Origin of the sequence: Pseudomonas protegens (assembly GCF_003363755.1) — a bacterium.
GTDB classification, from domain to species: domain Bacteria; phylum Pseudomonadota; class Gammaproteobacteria; order Pseudomonadales; family Pseudomonadaceae; genus Aquipseudomonas; species Aquipseudomonas danubii.
On the sequence record NZ_CP031396.1, the window covers coordinates 739,163 to 754,389 of the forward strand.

The following is a 15,227-nucleotide window of genomic DNA, read 5'->3' on the forward strand; positions in this document are numbered from 1 at the left end:
GCTTGGCTGACGCGGCGTTAAAAAGCGTTGTTCGCCAGATCGAAAGCCGGTTCAGAGGGCACCGCGCCCGTGGCGACGGATCAGATCGGGTAGTGCCGCGGGCCGTTCTGCAAGGTGACCCAGCGCAATTGGGTGAAGTGTTCGATCGAGGCCTTGCCGCCAAAACTGCCGTAGCCGCTGGACTTGACGCCGCCAAACGGCATCTGCGCCTCGTCGTGCACGGTGGGCCCGTTGATGTGGCAGATACCCGACTCGACCCGTTGCGCTAGGGCCAGGGCCCGCCCGGTGTCGCGGCTGAAAATCGCCGCCGACAGGCCGAACTCGGAGTCGTTGGCCAGACGCAGCAACTCTTCATCGCCGCTGCCGCGCAGCAGCACCGCCACCGGTCCGAAGGACTCCTCGCGGTACAGGCGCATCGATGCGGTGACGCCGTCGAGCAGGGTCGGCTGCAGAATGCTGCCGTCCAGTTGCCCGCCGACCACCAGCCGCGCCCCCTGCTCCAGGGCATCGTCGATCAGTGCCCGGATACGCGTGCCGGCGCTGGCATCCACCAGCGAACCGAGCACCGAATCTGCGGCCGCCGGGTCGCCGGCGCGCAGGCTCTCGACCTTGGCCGCCAGCTTGGCGACGAAGGCATCGGCCACCTTGGCATCGACGATCAGGCGCTCGGTGGACATGCAGATCTGCCCCTGGTTGAAGTAGGCGCCAAACGCCGCGGCCGCGACAGCTGCATCCAGGTCGGCATCGTCCAGCACCAGCAGCGGTGCCTTGCCGCCCAGCTCCAGCAAGGCCGGTTTGAGGTGGCGCGCCGCAAGCTCGCCGACAATCCGCCCGACATGGGTCGAACCGGTGAAGTTGACCCGGCGCACCGCCGGGTTGGCGATCAGCCGCTCGACAATCGCCGCGGCATCGGCTGGGGCATTGCTGATGACGTTGACCACGCCATCGCCCAGGCCGGCGTCCTGCAGCACCTGGCCGATCAGGCGATGCACCGCCGGGCTCAGTTCGGAAGCCTTGAGCACCACGCTATTGCCACAGGCCAGGGGCATGGCGATGGCCCGGGTGGCGAGAATCACCGGGGCGTTCCACGGGGCGATGCCCAGCACCACGCCACAGGGTTGGCGCAGGGCCATGGCGAAACTGCCGGGAACATCCGAGGGAATGACTTCGCCGTTGATCTGGGTGGTCATCGACGCCGCTTCACGCAGCATGTTGGCCGCCAGGCGCACGTTGAAGGCGTACCAGTTGGCCATGGCCCCGGTCTCGCCGGCGGCGGCGATGAATTCCTCGCTGCGGGCCTGCAATTGCTCGGCGGCCCTGAGCAGGCGGCTGCGGCGTTCGTTGGGGGCCAGGGCCGCCCAGGCGGGGAATGCGGCCTGGGCCGCGGCCACGGCGGCGTCGGCATCGTCAAGGGTCGCGGCGGCCACGCGCGATACCACCGCGCCGGTCACCGGGTTGCGGCGTTCGAAGGTTCGACCGTCGCCGGCGGGGCGCGACTGGCCACCGATCAGCAGGGGCACGTCCAGCATGGTGATTCCTCTTGTTGTCTTTGTCGGGAATGCAGCGCAGCGGTGTAACGGTAACGTCAGGGGCATGGCGAACGGCGGGATGGGCCCGCCGTTCGCCGGCCGGGCTCAGCGTTTATACGCCTGCAGGCCGGGCTTGATGCTCTTGTCGTCAAGAAACTGCTTCATGCCCTGCTCGCGGCCGCCTTCGGTGTCCAAAAGGCGCGACTGATCGAGCTTGGCGTACAGGTAGTCTTCGTTCTGCTCCCAGGTCAGCTCGCGGCAACGCTTGAAGCCGTGCTTGGCGGCACGCAGCACCACCGGGTTTTTCTCCAGCAGATTGCGCGCCAGTTCAATGGTGACTTCACGCAGTTTCGCCAGGGGCACGCTTTCATTGACCAGGCCCATCTCGGCGGCTTTCTGCCCGCCAAAGGTCTTGCCGGTCATGATGTAGTACAGCGACTGGCGATGACCCACGGTGTCGGCCATGGCCTTGCTCACCAGGTTGCCCGGCGGGATGCCCCAGTTGATTTCCGAGAGGCCGAAGGTCGCTTCGTCGGCGCAGATCGCCAGGTCGCAGGCCACCAGCGGGCTGAAGCCACCACCGAAGCACCAGCCGTTGACCATGGCGATGGTCGGCTTGGCGTACATGCGCAACAGTTTCCACTGCCACTGGGAGGCTTCGCGACGGATTTTTTCCTGAAGGATCTCCGGCCCGGCATCCACCTCGCGAAAGTACTCCTTGAGGTCCATGCCGGCGGTCCAGGCTTCACCGGCGCCAGTCAGCACCAGCACGCCGGCGGCCGGGTCCTGCTCCAGGGTTTCCAGCACGTCGATCATTTCCCGGTTCAGGGTCGGGCTCATGGCGTTGCGTTTTTCCGGGCGATTGAGGATGACCCAGGCAATGCCCTCTTCGATTTCGACCTTGACCGTTGTCCAGCGACCTTCGTAGTTGCTCATGGCGATGCTCTCTTGTTCTGGCTTGAAGATGGGTCGAAATTAAACCGCAAAAATAGTTATGTCAATTAACTATTAATTTGATTAACCATTTTTCTTCACCGCGGAAAAATCCTTCTGCAACGCCTGCCAACACAGGCAAACGTAGCTATCAGCGGCCGACCCCGGCAAACTGGATAGCCTTGTTAACCGACCCAGGATGTTTTTGTCATGGCCAAGCCCGCTCCCCTCGCCGACCCGCGCGAGGCCCCTCCCGCCAACGCCGAGGTCCAGGCGCCGCTGGATTCGGCCCTGGACGAACTGATTGGCTACGCCATGCGTCGCGCCCAGCTCAAGCTGTTCCAGAACCTGATCGGCCGGCTCTCGGTCCACGACCTGCGGCCCGCGCAGTTCTCGGCCCTGGCGATCATCGACAGCAACCCGGGGCTGATGCAGGCCGACCTGGCTCGCGCCCTGGCCATCGAGCCGCCGCAAGTGGTGCCCCTGCTCAACAAACTGGAAAGCCGCGCGCTGGCAGTACGGGTGCGCTGCAAGCCGGACAAGCGCTCCTACGGGATCTTCCTCAGCAAGACCGGCGAAACCCTGCTCAAGGAGCTCAAGCAGATCGCCGCGCAAAGTGACGTCGACGCCACGTCGGCCTTGAGTGGCGAGGAACGCGAAGAACTGCTGCGCCTGCTGAAGAAGGTTTACCAGGACTGAAGCCAAGGTGCCGGCACAGGGCCGGCACGCTGAGGCGGCAAGGTGCTTGCGGGCCTACCAGATCGGCAAGGTGTAGAGCACCAGGAAGCGGGTCTGGTTTTCATCGCGGAACGCCGCGCCCGCCGGGAAATCATTGCGATAGATCGACTTGCGCGCCACCAGCCCGAGGTTCTTCAACGGACCGCTCTGCAGCACGTACCCCAACTCCATCTGAAACTCGCGCTCCTTGCGGTCGCTGGCATTGAAGGCCGCCAGCTCGATATGGTCGCCGCGCACGTAACGCAGCCGACTCTTGAGCCCGGGCAGGCCGGAGGCGGCAAAGTCATAGTCGTAGATGGCTTGCCAGGTGCGCTCCTTGGCGTTGAGAAAGTCCGAACTCATGGTCAGCTCGCTCATGCCCATCAACTCGGTGCCGGAGATGTAGGGCGTGGCCGTGTCGCCGCTGGAATGCATGTAGCCCAGGCTCACCCGGTGCCCGCCGAACGTGTAGCCAAACAGCGCCGAGAGGTTGCGGTTGTCGACCCGGCCGGCCTTGGCGCTGCCGTCTTCCCGGCTGAAAAAACTGCGCAGGTCGCTGCTCAGCACGCCATCGCCCAGGGGCAGGTTGTGCAGCAGGGCCAGGGTGTCCTGCTGGTAGAGGTCGGCCACCTGGGCGTGATAGGCGCGCAGGCCGAGGTCCTTGTTGACCTGGTAGTCGCCCCCCAGGTACGCCAGGTGCGAGGTGCTGGCCGTGGCATTGAAACGCCGGTTGGGCGAGGCAATGGTCATGGCCTGGTAGTCGGTGGAGTCGCGCTTGTTGATGCGGTCGATGTAGCCGGTGTTGAGGGTCAGGCCGTAGATGTCCCTGGAGCTCAGGGTGGTGCCGCGAAAGGTCTGCGGCAGCAGGCGCGACGGGCTGGCAAAGGCGAACGGCAGGAAGATCGAGACATCGCCGGTCTTCACCGTGGTCTGGGCAAAGCGCAGTTTGGCGGTGGGCGCCAGCCGCGAGTATTCATCCGCGGCGCGCTTGTCGCTGGCCGACACCGGCAGCAGTTCGGTGCCGCTGCGGTCCGGCGAGGAGTCGAGCTTGACCCCCAGCAGCCCGCGCACATCCAGGCCGAAACCGACGCTGCCCTCGGTGAACCCCGACTCCATGTTCATGATGAAACCCTGGGCCCATTCCCGGGCGGCGGTCTTCGCCCCATCGTCCTTGTAGTCGCGATCCAGGTAGTAATTGCGCAAGGTCAGGGTGCCGTGGCTGTCGTCGATAAAACCCGCCGCCCGGACTGGGCCGGGCAACAGGCTCAAGCCCAGCAAGGCCAGAGCCAGCCGCGTGGGGAGACTGGGCACACAGGAAGCTGACGCCGCAACGGCGTTGGTGGGGAGATTTGGCATGTCCGATGTCCATTTTTTGTTGTTGTTTTAGGGGGCGAACGAGGGCCTGGCAGCCGACGTCGCGGACAGAGAATGGAAACAGCCCAAGCCTGACGTCAACCACAAATGACCGATAATCGAACATTAATAATATTATCTATTTTTACAGGTAATCCTTATTGATAGTTTATCTATCTGATTTAAATGGCTTTATTTGCATTTATTAGCCGAAATCAAGGCGCTGTTCATTTTTTAGTTATCTTTGTTATCTTAATCGCCAGCCACCAGCGCCGGCGCATTCAGGCCCGGCGTCCGACTGGCCACCACAACAAAAACAACAATGAGGTTTGCCCATGGACAGTCCATCGCGTCGTTCGACGCTGACCATCGCTTTGTGCTTTATCGTTGCGCTGATCGAGGGGTTCGATCTGCAGGCGGCCGGCACCGCCGCCGCCGGATTGCGCCAGAGCTTCGCCCTGGATCCGAAGATGATGGGCTGGGTGTTCAGCGCCGGGATCATCGGCCTGCTGCCCGGGGCGTTCTTCGGCGGCTGGGTCGCCGACCGTATCGGGCGCAAGAAGATCCTGGTCGGCGCGGTGCTGCTGTTCGGCCTGTTCTCGCTGTGCACGGCCTACGTCGAGAGCTATTCGAGCCTGCTGCTGGTGCGCTTCATGACCGGCCTCGGCCTCGGCGCGGCGCTGCCCAACCTGATCGCCCTGTGCGCCGAAGCGGTCAGCGAACGCCGCCGGGGCACGGCCATCAGCGTCATGTACTGCGGCGTGCCCCTGGGTGGCGCGCTGGCGGCGGTGGTGGCGATGTTCTCCAGCGAACATTGGCAGACCACCTTCATCATCGGCGGCCTGGCGCCGCTGCTGGTGGTGCCGCTGATGGCCGGGTTGCTGCCCGAATCCAGTGCCTTTCGCCAACACACCGCCAGTGCCGGCACCCAGCGCGCCTCCACCGCCCAGGCGCTGTTCGGCGCAGGTCGCGCGCGCACCACGCTGGCCCTGTGGCTGAGCTACTTCTTCACCCTGACCGTGATGTACATGCTGCTCAACTGGCTGCCCTCGCTGCTGCTCGAACAGGGCTTCAGCAAACCCCAGGCGGGCCTGGTGCAGATGCTGTTCAACATCGGCGGCGCCCTCGGCTCGCTGCTCGGCGGCCTGCTGCTGGACCGCTGCAACGGGCTCAAGGTGGTGCTGTTCGTGTACGCCGGGTTGCTGGCGGCGCTGGCCGGGGTCGGGCTGTCGCAGGGCATTGCGCCCATGGCCCTGGCCGGGTTTGCCGCGGGGCTGTTCGTGATGGCCGCACAATTGGTGCTCTACGCGCTGGCACCGCCCTCCTACCCGACCGCGGTGCGTGCCACCGGCGTGGGCGCTGCCGTGGCCATCGGCCGCCTGGGCTCGGTGGCCGGGCCCCTGGCCGCCGGGCAGATCCTCGCCGCCGGCGCCGGCACCGCCGGGGTTTTGCTGGCCACCTCGCCAGGGCTGGTCATCGCTGCGCTGTCGATCCTCACGGTCATCGCCCGGGCCAACGCCACGCCGGAGCTCAAGCCTGCGCATTGAACCTGGCACAGGGCGGTTACCAGGCTCCCGGTAACCGCGGCAAGAAGCTTGGCCCGCGACTGCGCACTGTTCGAGGACGGCCCTAGAACCCCACCGTCGCCGACACCAGCCAGGTGCGCGGCGTCGACAAGGTCAACCCCGCCGCGCTGTCGGACGAGCTTGCGGCCGAGGCCCAGTAGGCGGTGTTGAGCACGTTCTCGACACTGGCGCGCAGGGTGATCGGTTTCTTGCCCAGCTCGAAGGCATAGCGCGCCCCCAGGTCATAGCGCTCCCAGCCGGGGATTTTCTGCTGGTTGGCCGGGTCCAGGTATTGCGAGCTGGAATGAATCGCCCGCGCGGTCAGGGTCAGGCCGCGCAGGCTGTCGATGTCCCATTCGGCGCCAAGGTTGGCGTTGACCACCGGCGAGCCGGTGCCGCGATTGCCGTCATACAGGCCCTGGCCGGTTTCGGTCTGCACGCTGTCGAGCAGCATCAGCCCGCCCAGCAGGCGCACGCCGTCATGGGGCTCGCCGAAGACATTCAACTCCAGGCCCTGGTTGCGCAACTGACCATCGGGCTTGTAGTTGTTGTTCTCGTCGTAGACATAGGACGGCTGCTGGATGCGAAACAGGCTGGCGCTCATGCCGAAACGGCCCAGGTCATACTTGGCGCCGACCTCCACCTGTTTGCTGCGATACGGGGCGAACACTTGGTTGGCATTGGTGGCGGTGGTCGGGGCGGTTGCGCCCTGGCTCAGGCCTTCCATGTAGTTGCTGTACAGCGACAGCTGATCGGTGACCTTGACCACCAGGCCCAGGGCCGGGGACAGGGCCTTCTCGCCATTCACCGGTTCTTCGCGCACGCCATCGCTCCAGGTGCTGACCTGGACCCGCTGCAAGCGTGCGCCCAGGGTCAGCAGCACCCGGTCCTCGGCAAGGCTCAAGGTGTCGGCCAGGGCCAGGCTGGTGAAGCGGTTTTCCGTGTGGGTGCTGGTGTCGAGGCGATTGGGACGCCCCGGCAACGGCAGCTCCACCGGTCGGTAGAGGTTGCTGACACCGCGCGGGTAGCGCTCGCCGGCGTTGTCGAAATCCATGTTGAAGCGGTTCAGGCTCAGGTTCACGCTGTGCCCGACCGGCCCGGTCTGAAACCCGCTGCGCAGGCCGATGACGGCGGTCTTGACGTCCTCGTCGCGACGGAAGGTGCGCGGGGTCACGGTGAAGTCGCCGGCGCTGTTGGTCACCTGCACCGCATGGCGCAGAAAGTCGTAGTTGCCTTTGCGCGCCCCCAGGGCGGCGTACACCATCAGTGAATCGCTGAGGTCATACTCGCCGCGCAGCGCACCGAAGCTGTCCTTGGAATGGGCGTAGGTCCAGGACTGGGCGATGTTGTGGCGGATGTCTTCGGCCTTGGGCATTTTCGCCGTGGCCGCCACTTCGACCCGCTCGATCGGCGCGTCGGCGTGACGTTCCTGGTGCCCCAGGTCCAGGGACAGGCGCAGCCGCTCATCACGCAGGTCGAGGCCGATGACTCCGGTTTCGCGCTGGAGCTGCTGGTGGTCCCACTCGGTGTCGCCGGACTGGCGCACACCATTGAAACGCAGGCCGAAGCGGTTGCCCTCGCCAAAGCGCCGGCCGATGTCCACCGCGCCACCGGTCTGCCCGGCGGACGCATAGAGCGCGGTGAACTCGGTCAGGGGGCTGTCCGCGGCGCGCTTGGGCTCGATGTTGATGCCGCCGCCGACGCTGCCCCGGGGCGCAATCCCGCCCAGCAGCATGCCCGGACCCTTGAGCACATCCAGGCGCCCGACCATTTCCATGTCGATGGCGTAGGTCGGCAGGATCCCGTACAGGCCGCCGTAGGACACGTCACTGTTGAACAGGCTGAAGCCGCGCACCGAGAACTGCTCGAAACGCCCGCTGGCCGGGTTGGTGGTGCGAACCGAAGGGTCGCTGGCCACGGCGTCGCCCAGGGTTCGCGCCTGCTGGTTCTTCAGCGCCTCGGCGGTGTAGGACGTGAGGTTGAACGGGGTGTCCATGAAATCGCGGTCGCCGAGCAGGCCCTGGCCGCCCTTGCGATCCACCTGGCCCCCGGCATAGGGCTCGCCGCTGACAGGGAGATCGCTGCCGAGAATCGAGGTGGCGGGCAGCGCCAGGCCGCCGGCCTCGGGGACCGGCGCCAGGGTGTAGGCCTGTTCGCCCACCGCGTGCAACTGCAGGCCCGAACCCTGCAGCAGCCGGGCAAAGCCCTCCTGCACCGCGAACTCACCGGAAAGCCCGGGGCTGCTGCGCCCTTCGACCAGCCGCGGGTCCACCGCCAGATCGACTCCGGACAGCCCGGCAAAGCGGGTCAGGACAGCGCCCAGGCTGCCGGCCGGCACCTGGTAGCTGCGGCGGCCACCCTCCTCGGCCCAGCTCAAGGGAACCAGCAACGGGCTGGCGCTCAGGCTCAGCAGCAGACTCAGACGCAACAAGGGACGCACAGCAGCAGGCATGACGCAGGGCATTGAAGAGGCTCTCTTTTTCGTTCACTTACCTGCAATGACAGGCACCTGGAAAAAAGGGGACAGCCCTCAAGCGAGTTTTTTACGCGAACGCAGCGTGACCCAGAAACGCGTCCGCGCCTGCACCTCCAGCGGCAGGCTGGCGGCCAGCAAGGCCAGCACCCGGTCGGTGTCCTCGACACGGAAACTGCCGGTGACCCGCAGCGCCTCCAACTCCGGGTCCCAGCGCAACACGCCGCGGCGGTAACGACTCAACTCGCGCAAAAAATCCCCCAGCGGCTGGTCCTGGGCCAGCAACACCCCTTCGCGCCAACCGGGTATCGCGCTGTCGAAGACCTGCGGCAACCCGGCGCCGGAAGCCTGCAGACTGACCTGCTGCCCGCCGTGCAGGGTCAGGGCCGGCCCCTGCAAGGGCTGCACCTGGACCACGCCGCTGACCACCGAGACCCGACAGCCGAGGCGCTCCTGGCGCACGCAGACTTCGCTCTGGCTGACCCGCACCCGGCCGAAGTCGGTGTACAGGGTCAGGGCCGAATGGCCCGGCACCCTGAGCGCGATCTCGCCCTGCACCAGGGTCAGGCGGCGCGCCGCCAGGTCCAGGTCCAGCGCCGTGGCGGTATTGAGTTGCAGGAAACTGCCATCGGCCAGGGACAGCTGCTTGCGCTCGCCGGTGGCGGTGTGCAGGTCGGCGCGCCACGCCTCCAGGGGCAGTTGCCGGCTCAGCCACCAGGCGCTCGGCACCAGCAGCGCCACCCCCAGGCCACGCTTGACCAGGGCCCGACGTCCCACTTGTGGGCGGTCGAGGCTGGCCAGGGCCAGGGCCGGGGGCAGCTCGGCGAAACGTTGGCGCAACAGTTGGGCTTTCTGCCAGGCCTGTTCGTGGCTGGCGCAGCGCTCGCGCCATTGTTGCAGGCCCTGCTGGTCGCTCTCGCTGGCGCTGCCGGACTCCAGCAAGGCCAGCCAGCGCGCCGCGGCGCGGGCGACCTGACGCGGATCGCTGCCGGTGGACGAGGTCACAGCTCCACCAGCAGGCAGTGTTCGTAGGCTTGGGCCATGTAGCGCTTGACCGTGCGCTCGCTCACCCGCAGGCGCTCGGCAATCTCGCGGTAACCCAGGCCTTCCAGCTGGCTCCAGAGAAACGCCCGGCGCACCGGATGGGGCAGGCCATCGAGCAGCTCGTCCAGCGCCTGCAGCGCTTGCAGGACGATCCAGCGCTGTTCGGGCGAAGGCACGCAGGCCTCGGGCAAGGTCGCCAGGGCGTTGAGGTAGGCCTGTTCGAGGCTGCGCCGCTGATGGAAGTTGATCAGCAAGCGCTTGCCCACGGTCAGCAGGTAGGCCCGCGGCTCCTGCAACTGGGCCAGGGGCTGGGCGCTGCCGAGCACCCGCAAGAAGGTGTCCTGGCTCAGGTCGGCGGCATCCCAGGCGTTGCCCAGGCGTCGCCGCAGCCAGCTTTCAAGCCAACTGCGGTGCTCACGGTACAGGTTGTCGAAGGTGTGCTCCGTTGGCAGTACGGCGTCATTCATGGCAAGGGCACCCGGCGTGGCACGTTAAATCAAATGAGACTCATTCTATTTAATATCGCTCGCCGGCACACCTTCTTTCGTTGCCCTGGTCCTGGCGTGCCCCGCCCCGCTCATGCCCCATCGGCGCACTGGTCAGGTTCAGACCGGCGCCGCGCAGCCTCCTGGCGTCCCCACGCTACAGCCGGCTACCACAGCGCAATATGGGAGTCCGCCCGGGGCTCGGTGCCGCCACAGAACACGCCGCTGACCGGGTCGCGCAGGATGATCTGGCCGCGTCCGTAGTTGAGCGAGTCGTGGGCGATCTGCACCTGATGGCCGCGCCGGGCCAGGGCGTTGGCCAGATCGCCCGAGGCGCCCTGCTCGATGCCCACGCGCATGTCCCCCAGCCATTGCCAGCGCGGCGCATCCAGTGCGGCCTGCGGGTTGAGGCCGAAATCCACTAGGTTCATGACCATCTGCACATGGCCCTGGGGCTGCATGTAGCCGCCCATCACGCCGAACGGACCGAGGGGCACAGCGGCCTGGCTGAGAAAGCCCGGGATGATGGTGTGGAAGGTCTTCTTGCCCGACGCCAGAGCGTTGGCGTGCGCCGGGTCGAGGCTGAATTCCTGGCCGCGGTTCTGCAGGGCGATGCCGCTGTCCGGCAGCACCACCCCGGAGCCGAAGCCGTGATAGTTGCTCTGGATGAACGACACCATGTTGCCCTCGGCATCCGCCGTGGCCAGGTACACCGTACCGCTGGCATGGGGGTCGCCGGGTTTGGGCGGTTGCGCCTGTTCCGCGATCTGCCCCCGCCGCCGGGCGCTGTAGGCGTCGCTGAGCAGATCGGCCACCGCCACGCGCATGTGCGCCGGGTCGGTGATGTGGTGCAGGCCGTCGCTGTAGGCCAGCTTCATCGCCTCCAGCTGGCGGTGCCAGGTCTGCTGGCTGTCACGCTGGTCGAAATCGAAGCCTTCGAGGATCTTCAGCGCCATCAGCGCCACCAGCCCCTGGCCGCTGGGAGGGATTTCCCAGACCTGATAGCCGCGGTAATCGACCTTGATCGGTTGCACCCACTGCGCCCTGTAGCCCTCAAGGTCACTGGCCCGCAGGTAGCCGCCGGTGGCCCGGGAATGGGCGTCCAGGCGTTGGGCCAGTTCGCCGCGATAGAAGCTCTCGCACAGGCTGGCCGCCAGTTCCTGCAGGGTCCGCGCCTGGGCCGGGTTGCGAAACACCTCCCCGGCCCGGGGGGCGCGGCCGTCGATCAGGAAGGTGTCGAACCAGGGCTGCAGCAGCGGGTCGCGGTGGGGAGCGAACTCCTCCAGGGCGATCTGCCATTGCCGGGCGACCACCGGCGACAGGGGGAAACCGTCCCGGGCCAGTTCGATGGCCGGTTGCAGCAACTGGGCAAAGGGCAGCTTGCCGAAGCGCCGGGACAGCTCGGCCCAGGCCGAGGGGCAACCCGGCACGGTGACCGGGGTCCAGCCATACAGCGGCATCTGCGCGTGCCCGGCGGCCCGCACTGCCTCGATGCTCAGGGCGGCCGGGGCCTGGCCGTTGGCACTCAGGCCATGCAACTGGCCCTGGGTCCAGACCAGGGCAAAGGCGTCGCCCCCCAGGCCGCAGCCCGTGGGTTCGACCACTGTCAGCACTGCGGCGCTGGCAATCGCGGCGTCGATGGCATTGCCACCGCCACGCATGATCTCGATCCCGGCCTCGGCGGCCAGGGGCTGGGACGCGGCGACCATGCCGCGACGGGCATACACGCTCTGACGTTGTGAGGCGTAGGGGTACTCATGGGCAGAAAAATTCAGCATGGCAAAGGCTCGTGCAAGGGTTGAGGCCGCAAAAAATCACAGCACGCGACTGAGAAAGGCTTGGGTCCGCGGGTGGCTGGGGCGGCTGAAGATCTGTTCCGGCGGCCCCTGCTCGATCAGCTCGCCCTGGTCGAGCACCACCACCCGGTCGGCCACCTCCCGGGCAAAGCCCATCTCGTGGGTGACCACCACCATGGTCATGCCCTCTTGCGCCAGCTGCTTCATCACCTGCAGCACCTCGCCCACGGTTTCCGGGTCCAGGGCGCTGGTGGGCTCGTCGAAGAGCATGGCCTGGGGTTTCATCGCCAGGGCCCGGGCGATGGCCACCCGTTGCTGCTGGCCGCCGGACAGCATCGACGGGTAGTGCCCGGCCTTGTCCGCCAGGCCGACCCGGGCGAGCAAGGCCCGGGCCTGCTCCACCGCTTCGGCCCGGGGCACGCCGAGGACCTGGATCGGCGCCTCGATGATGTTTTCCAGGGCCGTCATGTGGGGAAACAGGTTGAAGCGCTGGAACACCATGCCGATGTCCCGGCGCTGGCGGGCGATGTTGCGCTCGCTATCGCGCACCAGGCTGCCGTCGGCGCGCTCGCGATAGCCCATGGCCCGGCCGTTGACCCGGATCAGCCCGGACTGGATCTGTTCCAGCAGATTGATGCAGCGGATGAAGGTGGTCTTGCCCGAGCCCGAGGCGCCGATCAGCACCACCACTTCACCGCGGCGTACCGACAGGGAAATGCCCTTGAGGATCTGCAGGGCGCCGAACGACTTGTGCAGGTCCCGGGCCTCGATGATCAGGTCTTCACTCTGGTGTGCCATGTTCAACGTCCCCGCAGCAATTTGAAGGTGTGGCGCCCGAACATCCGGTGGCCCGCGGCCGGCGGCGCGGGTCGGTCACTCTGGCCGAAACGCTTTTCCAGCCAGCGCTGGAAGAAGCCCCACAGGGTGGTCAGCAGCAGGAAGTAGAGGGCCACCACCAGGTACAGCTCGAACACCCGGAAGGTCGCCGAAGTGACCATCTGCGTGCTCAGCAGCAGCTCCTGCACGCCGATCACGCTGACCAGGGTGGTGTTCTTGAGCATCACGTTGAACTCGTTGCCCAGGGGCGGAACGATCACCCGGAACGCCTGGGGCAGGACGATGCGCCGCATCAGCTTGGCGAAGGTCATGCCCAGGCAGCGCCCGGCCTCGTACTGGCCCTTGTCCACGGCGCCGATCCCGGCGCGGATGATCTCCGCCATGTAGGCGCCTTCGTTGAGGCCCAGGGCGATGATCGCCGCCTGGATGTTGCCCGGCACCACCAGGCCGAACAGTTGCAGGTCCTCGAAGCGAAAGATCCCGCCGGCCGCCAGGGCGGTGTAGAGAAAGACGATCTGCACCAGCAACGGCGTGCCGCGCATCAGCCACACGTAAAAACGTACCGGCAGGTACAGCAAGGGGTTGCGCGACAGGCGCAGCAGCGCCGCCGCCAGCCCCAGGACACAGCCCAGCGCCATGCCCAGGACACTGATCACGCACGTCAGCCAGAGCCCGGTGAGGTACACCCCGCTGGGTTGCAGCAGGTACTGCCAGAACACATCCCAATTGAAATTCATCGCGGCGCTGCCTCAGTTCAGGGTGTCGCTGCTGACCTGCCACTGGCTCAGCAACCGGGCATAGCTGCCGTCGCTGCGCATGTCGTTGATGATCTGCTGCACCGCGGCGCTCAACTGCGCATCGTCCTTGCGGATGCCCAGGCCGGTGAGGATCCGGCTGAAGGCCGGCACCCCTTCCTGAAACAGGTCCGGGGCCATGGCGGCGTAGTAGCCGGCGGTTTCCACGGTGGTGCCGTAGGCGTCCACCTGACGGATACGCAAGGCCTGGAAGGCATCGGTGTCGCTGTTGTAGACCACCAGTGTCATCGGTGCCTTGCCAGCCTGGGCGAGGCTGGCGTTGTGGGCGTCCAGCAGGGTCTTGATGGTCGAGCCATTGAGCACCGCAACCTTGCGCCCGGACAAATCATCCAGGCTCTTGATCGCCTTGGGGTTGCCCTTGGGCACCACCACCGACTGGCTGGAATACATGTAGTTGACGATGTCGATCACTTCGCGCCGTTCGGGCTTGTCGAACAGCTGGTCGACGATCATGTCGCACTGCCGGGCCAGCAGCGCCGGGAGCAACCCGGAGAACGGAATCACCCGCCATTGCACCTCCTTGTTGCCCAGACGGCGGGCGATTTCCAGGCCCAGGTCGACGCTCAGCCCGCGGGGCTTCTGGGCTTGGTCGAAAGACACCAGGGGCGGTGAATCCATCCCCGAGCAATAGGTGAGCTTGTCGACCTGTTGCAGGCGCTCCGGCACCTGGGGCGCGGCGGCGGCCCACTGTGCACAGAGTCCCAGGGATACGGCCACCAGCAAGGCGCGGCGTTTATGCATGACCAGACACTCCACTTCGTTGAACAACGGGGGCAGGATTCAAAGTCAACACAAGGGGCGGGCTCGGGCCCGCTTCTATTGTTCCGTTTGCAGAAACTGGATCAGCGCCGGCACCGTGCCCTCGATGTGCTCGCGCACCACCGCTTCGGCACGCTCGGCATCGCCGGCGCGAATCGCATCGAGGATCACCGCGTGCTCCTGGCGGGCGCTGAGGGGTTTTTCGCCGTGTTGCAGCCACAGGCGCATGGGCGCCTCCACCAGCGAATAAAGGGCCGAGATCTGCTTCATCAGCCGGGGCCGGCCGCTGAGGCTGCACAGGTATTCATGGAAGGCCCGATGGCGGCTGACCCACTCGGCGCTCTCGTCGCGGTAGTCGTCCATCTCGTCCAGCAGCCGTTCCAGGGCCGCCAGCTGGCGCTCGCCGATACGCCCCACCGCCACCCGCACCGCCAGGCCTTCGAGGGCGCTGCGCATCTCGAACACTTCGTGCAGCTCTTCGATGTCCAGGCCGCTGACCACCGCCCCGCGATTGGGCCGCAGGGTCACCAGGCCCTGGGCATCGAGGCGGCGAAAGGCTTCGCGCACCGGCATGCGGCTCATGCCGATCTCGCTGGCGATGTCCTCGGCGATCAGCCGGTCGCCCTTGCGGTAGCGGCCGCCGCAGATCGCCTCCAGGAGAAAGTTGTAGGCCTCCTCCTCGGCAGTCAGCGGCTGGCGGTCAACGTAGGCGGGAGCGAATTGCATAGAGGCACCTTTTGTATTTTTGTATCCAATTATCCATAGATACAAAAAAAGCAGAATGCGTGCCAGCTTGGCGCAAGCGGACTCAAGTCATTGATTTGCCGAACCAGTGCTCGATGAGCAGGAAGGTGCCAGGAGCGCGGCCAAGGCCAGGCTGCTACGAAAACGCGCAGGCAGTGAGTCAAAGTGGGGCATACA

13 protein-coding genes are annotated in these 15,227 nt (G+C 66.2%); 2 read left to right on the forward strand and 11 right to left on the reverse strand.

The window, feature by feature from the left end:
• Positions 1–80 precede the first annotated feature (80 nt).
• Positions 81–1,529: an aldehyde dehydrogenase gene (locus DWF74_RS03150; RefSeq protein WP_115580300.1), complete on the reverse strand. Its 1,449-nt coding sequence runs from the start codon at positions 1,527–1,529 to the stop codon at positions 81–83.
• A 105-nt stretch (positions 1,530–1,634) separates the two neighbouring features.
• A complete protein-coding gene (locus tag DWF74_RS03155; protein ID WP_115580301.1) occupies positions 1,635–2,465 on the reverse strand; it encodes a p-hydroxycinnamoyl CoA hydratase/lyase in 831 nt (276 codons plus the stop codon).
• A 207-nt stretch (positions 2,466–2,672) separates the two neighbouring features.
• Between DWF74_RS03155 and DWF74_RS03160 the strand changes: the two genes are divergently transcribed.
• Positions 2,673–3,161, forward strand: coding sequence for a MarR family winged helix-turn-helix transcriptional regulator (locus DWF74_RS03160; protein ID WP_115580302.1), 489 nt, complete (start codon positions 2,673–2,675; stop codon positions 3,159–3,161).
• Between the two features lie 54 nt (positions 3,162–3,215).
• Here the strand turns inward: DWF74_RS03160 and DWF74_RS03165 are convergent, their stop codons facing one another.
• Positions 3,216–4,535 (reverse strand): OprD family porin, encoded by a 1,320-nt coding sequence (locus tag DWF74_RS03165; RefSeq protein WP_115580303.1) that lies wholly within the window; start codon positions 4,533–4,535, stop codon positions 3,216–3,218.
• Between the two features lie 332 nt (positions 4,536–4,867).
• On the opposite strand from DWF74_RS03165, the gene mhpT reads away from it, so the two are divergent.
• Positions 4,868–6,079, forward strand: coding sequence for a 3-(3-hydroxy-phenyl)propionate transporter MhpT (gene mhpT, locus DWF74_RS03170; protein ID WP_060839788.1), 1,212 nt, complete (start codon positions 4,868–4,870; stop codon positions 6,077–6,079).
• An 82-nt stretch (positions 6,080–6,161) separates the two neighbouring features.
• Here mhpT and DWF74_RS03175 read toward each other — a convergent pair whose 3' ends face one another.
• The 8 genes from DWF74_RS03175 to DWF74_RS03210 form a co-directional block, all read right to left on the reverse strand.
• Positions 6,162–8,561 (reverse strand): TonB-dependent receptor, encoded by a 2,400-nt coding sequence (locus tag DWF74_RS03175; protein WP_115580304.1) that lies wholly within the window; start codon positions 8,559–8,561, stop codon positions 6,162–6,164.
• 66 nt (positions 8,562–8,627) lie between these two features.
• Positions 8,628–9,575 (reverse strand): FecR domain-containing protein, encoded by a 948-nt coding sequence (locus tag DWF74_RS03180; RefSeq protein WP_115580305.1) that lies wholly within the window; start codon positions 9,573–9,575, stop codon positions 8,628–8,630.
• Positions 9,572–10,081, reverse strand: coding sequence for a sigma-70 family RNA polymerase sigma factor (locus tag DWF74_RS03185; protein ID WP_060843894.1), 510 nt, complete (start codon positions 10,079–10,081; stop codon positions 9,572–9,574). The genes DWF74_RS03180 and DWF74_RS03185 overlap by 4 nt, the downstream gene beginning before the upstream one ends.
• Positions 10,082–10,266: 185 nt before the next feature.
• A complete protein-coding gene (locus DWF74_RS03190; RefSeq protein ID WP_115580306.1) occupies positions 10,267–11,877 on the reverse strand; it encodes a gamma-glutamyltransferase family protein in 1,611 nt (536 codons plus the stop codon).
• A 36-nt stretch (positions 11,878–11,913) separates the two neighbouring features.
• On the reverse strand, positions 11,914–12,693 hold the full coding sequence (locus DWF74_RS03195) for an amino acid ABC transporter ATP-binding protein (RefSeq protein ID WP_060839793.1): 780 nt from the start codon (positions 12,691–12,693) through the stop codon (positions 11,914–11,916).
• A 2-nt stretch (positions 12,694–12,695) separates the two neighbouring features.
• Complete coding sequence (locus tag DWF74_RS03200; RefSeq protein ID WP_102863115.1) at positions 12,696–13,469, reverse strand: amino acid ABC transporter permease; 774 nt, start codon at positions 13,467–13,469, stop codon at positions 12,696–12,698.
• 12 nt (positions 13,470–13,481) lie between these two features.
• Positions 13,482–14,288, reverse strand: coding sequence for an ABC transporter substrate-binding protein (locus DWF74_RS03205; protein WP_060841967.1), 807 nt, complete (start codon positions 14,286–14,288; stop codon positions 13,482–13,484).
• Positions 14,289–14,363: 75 nt separating this feature from the next.
• Complete coding sequence (locus DWF74_RS03210) at positions 14,364–15,032, reverse strand: GntR family transcriptional regulator (protein WP_060839795.1); 669 nt, start codon at positions 15,030–15,032, stop codon at positions 14,364–14,366.
• Positions 15,033–15,227: the final 195 nt, after the last annotated feature.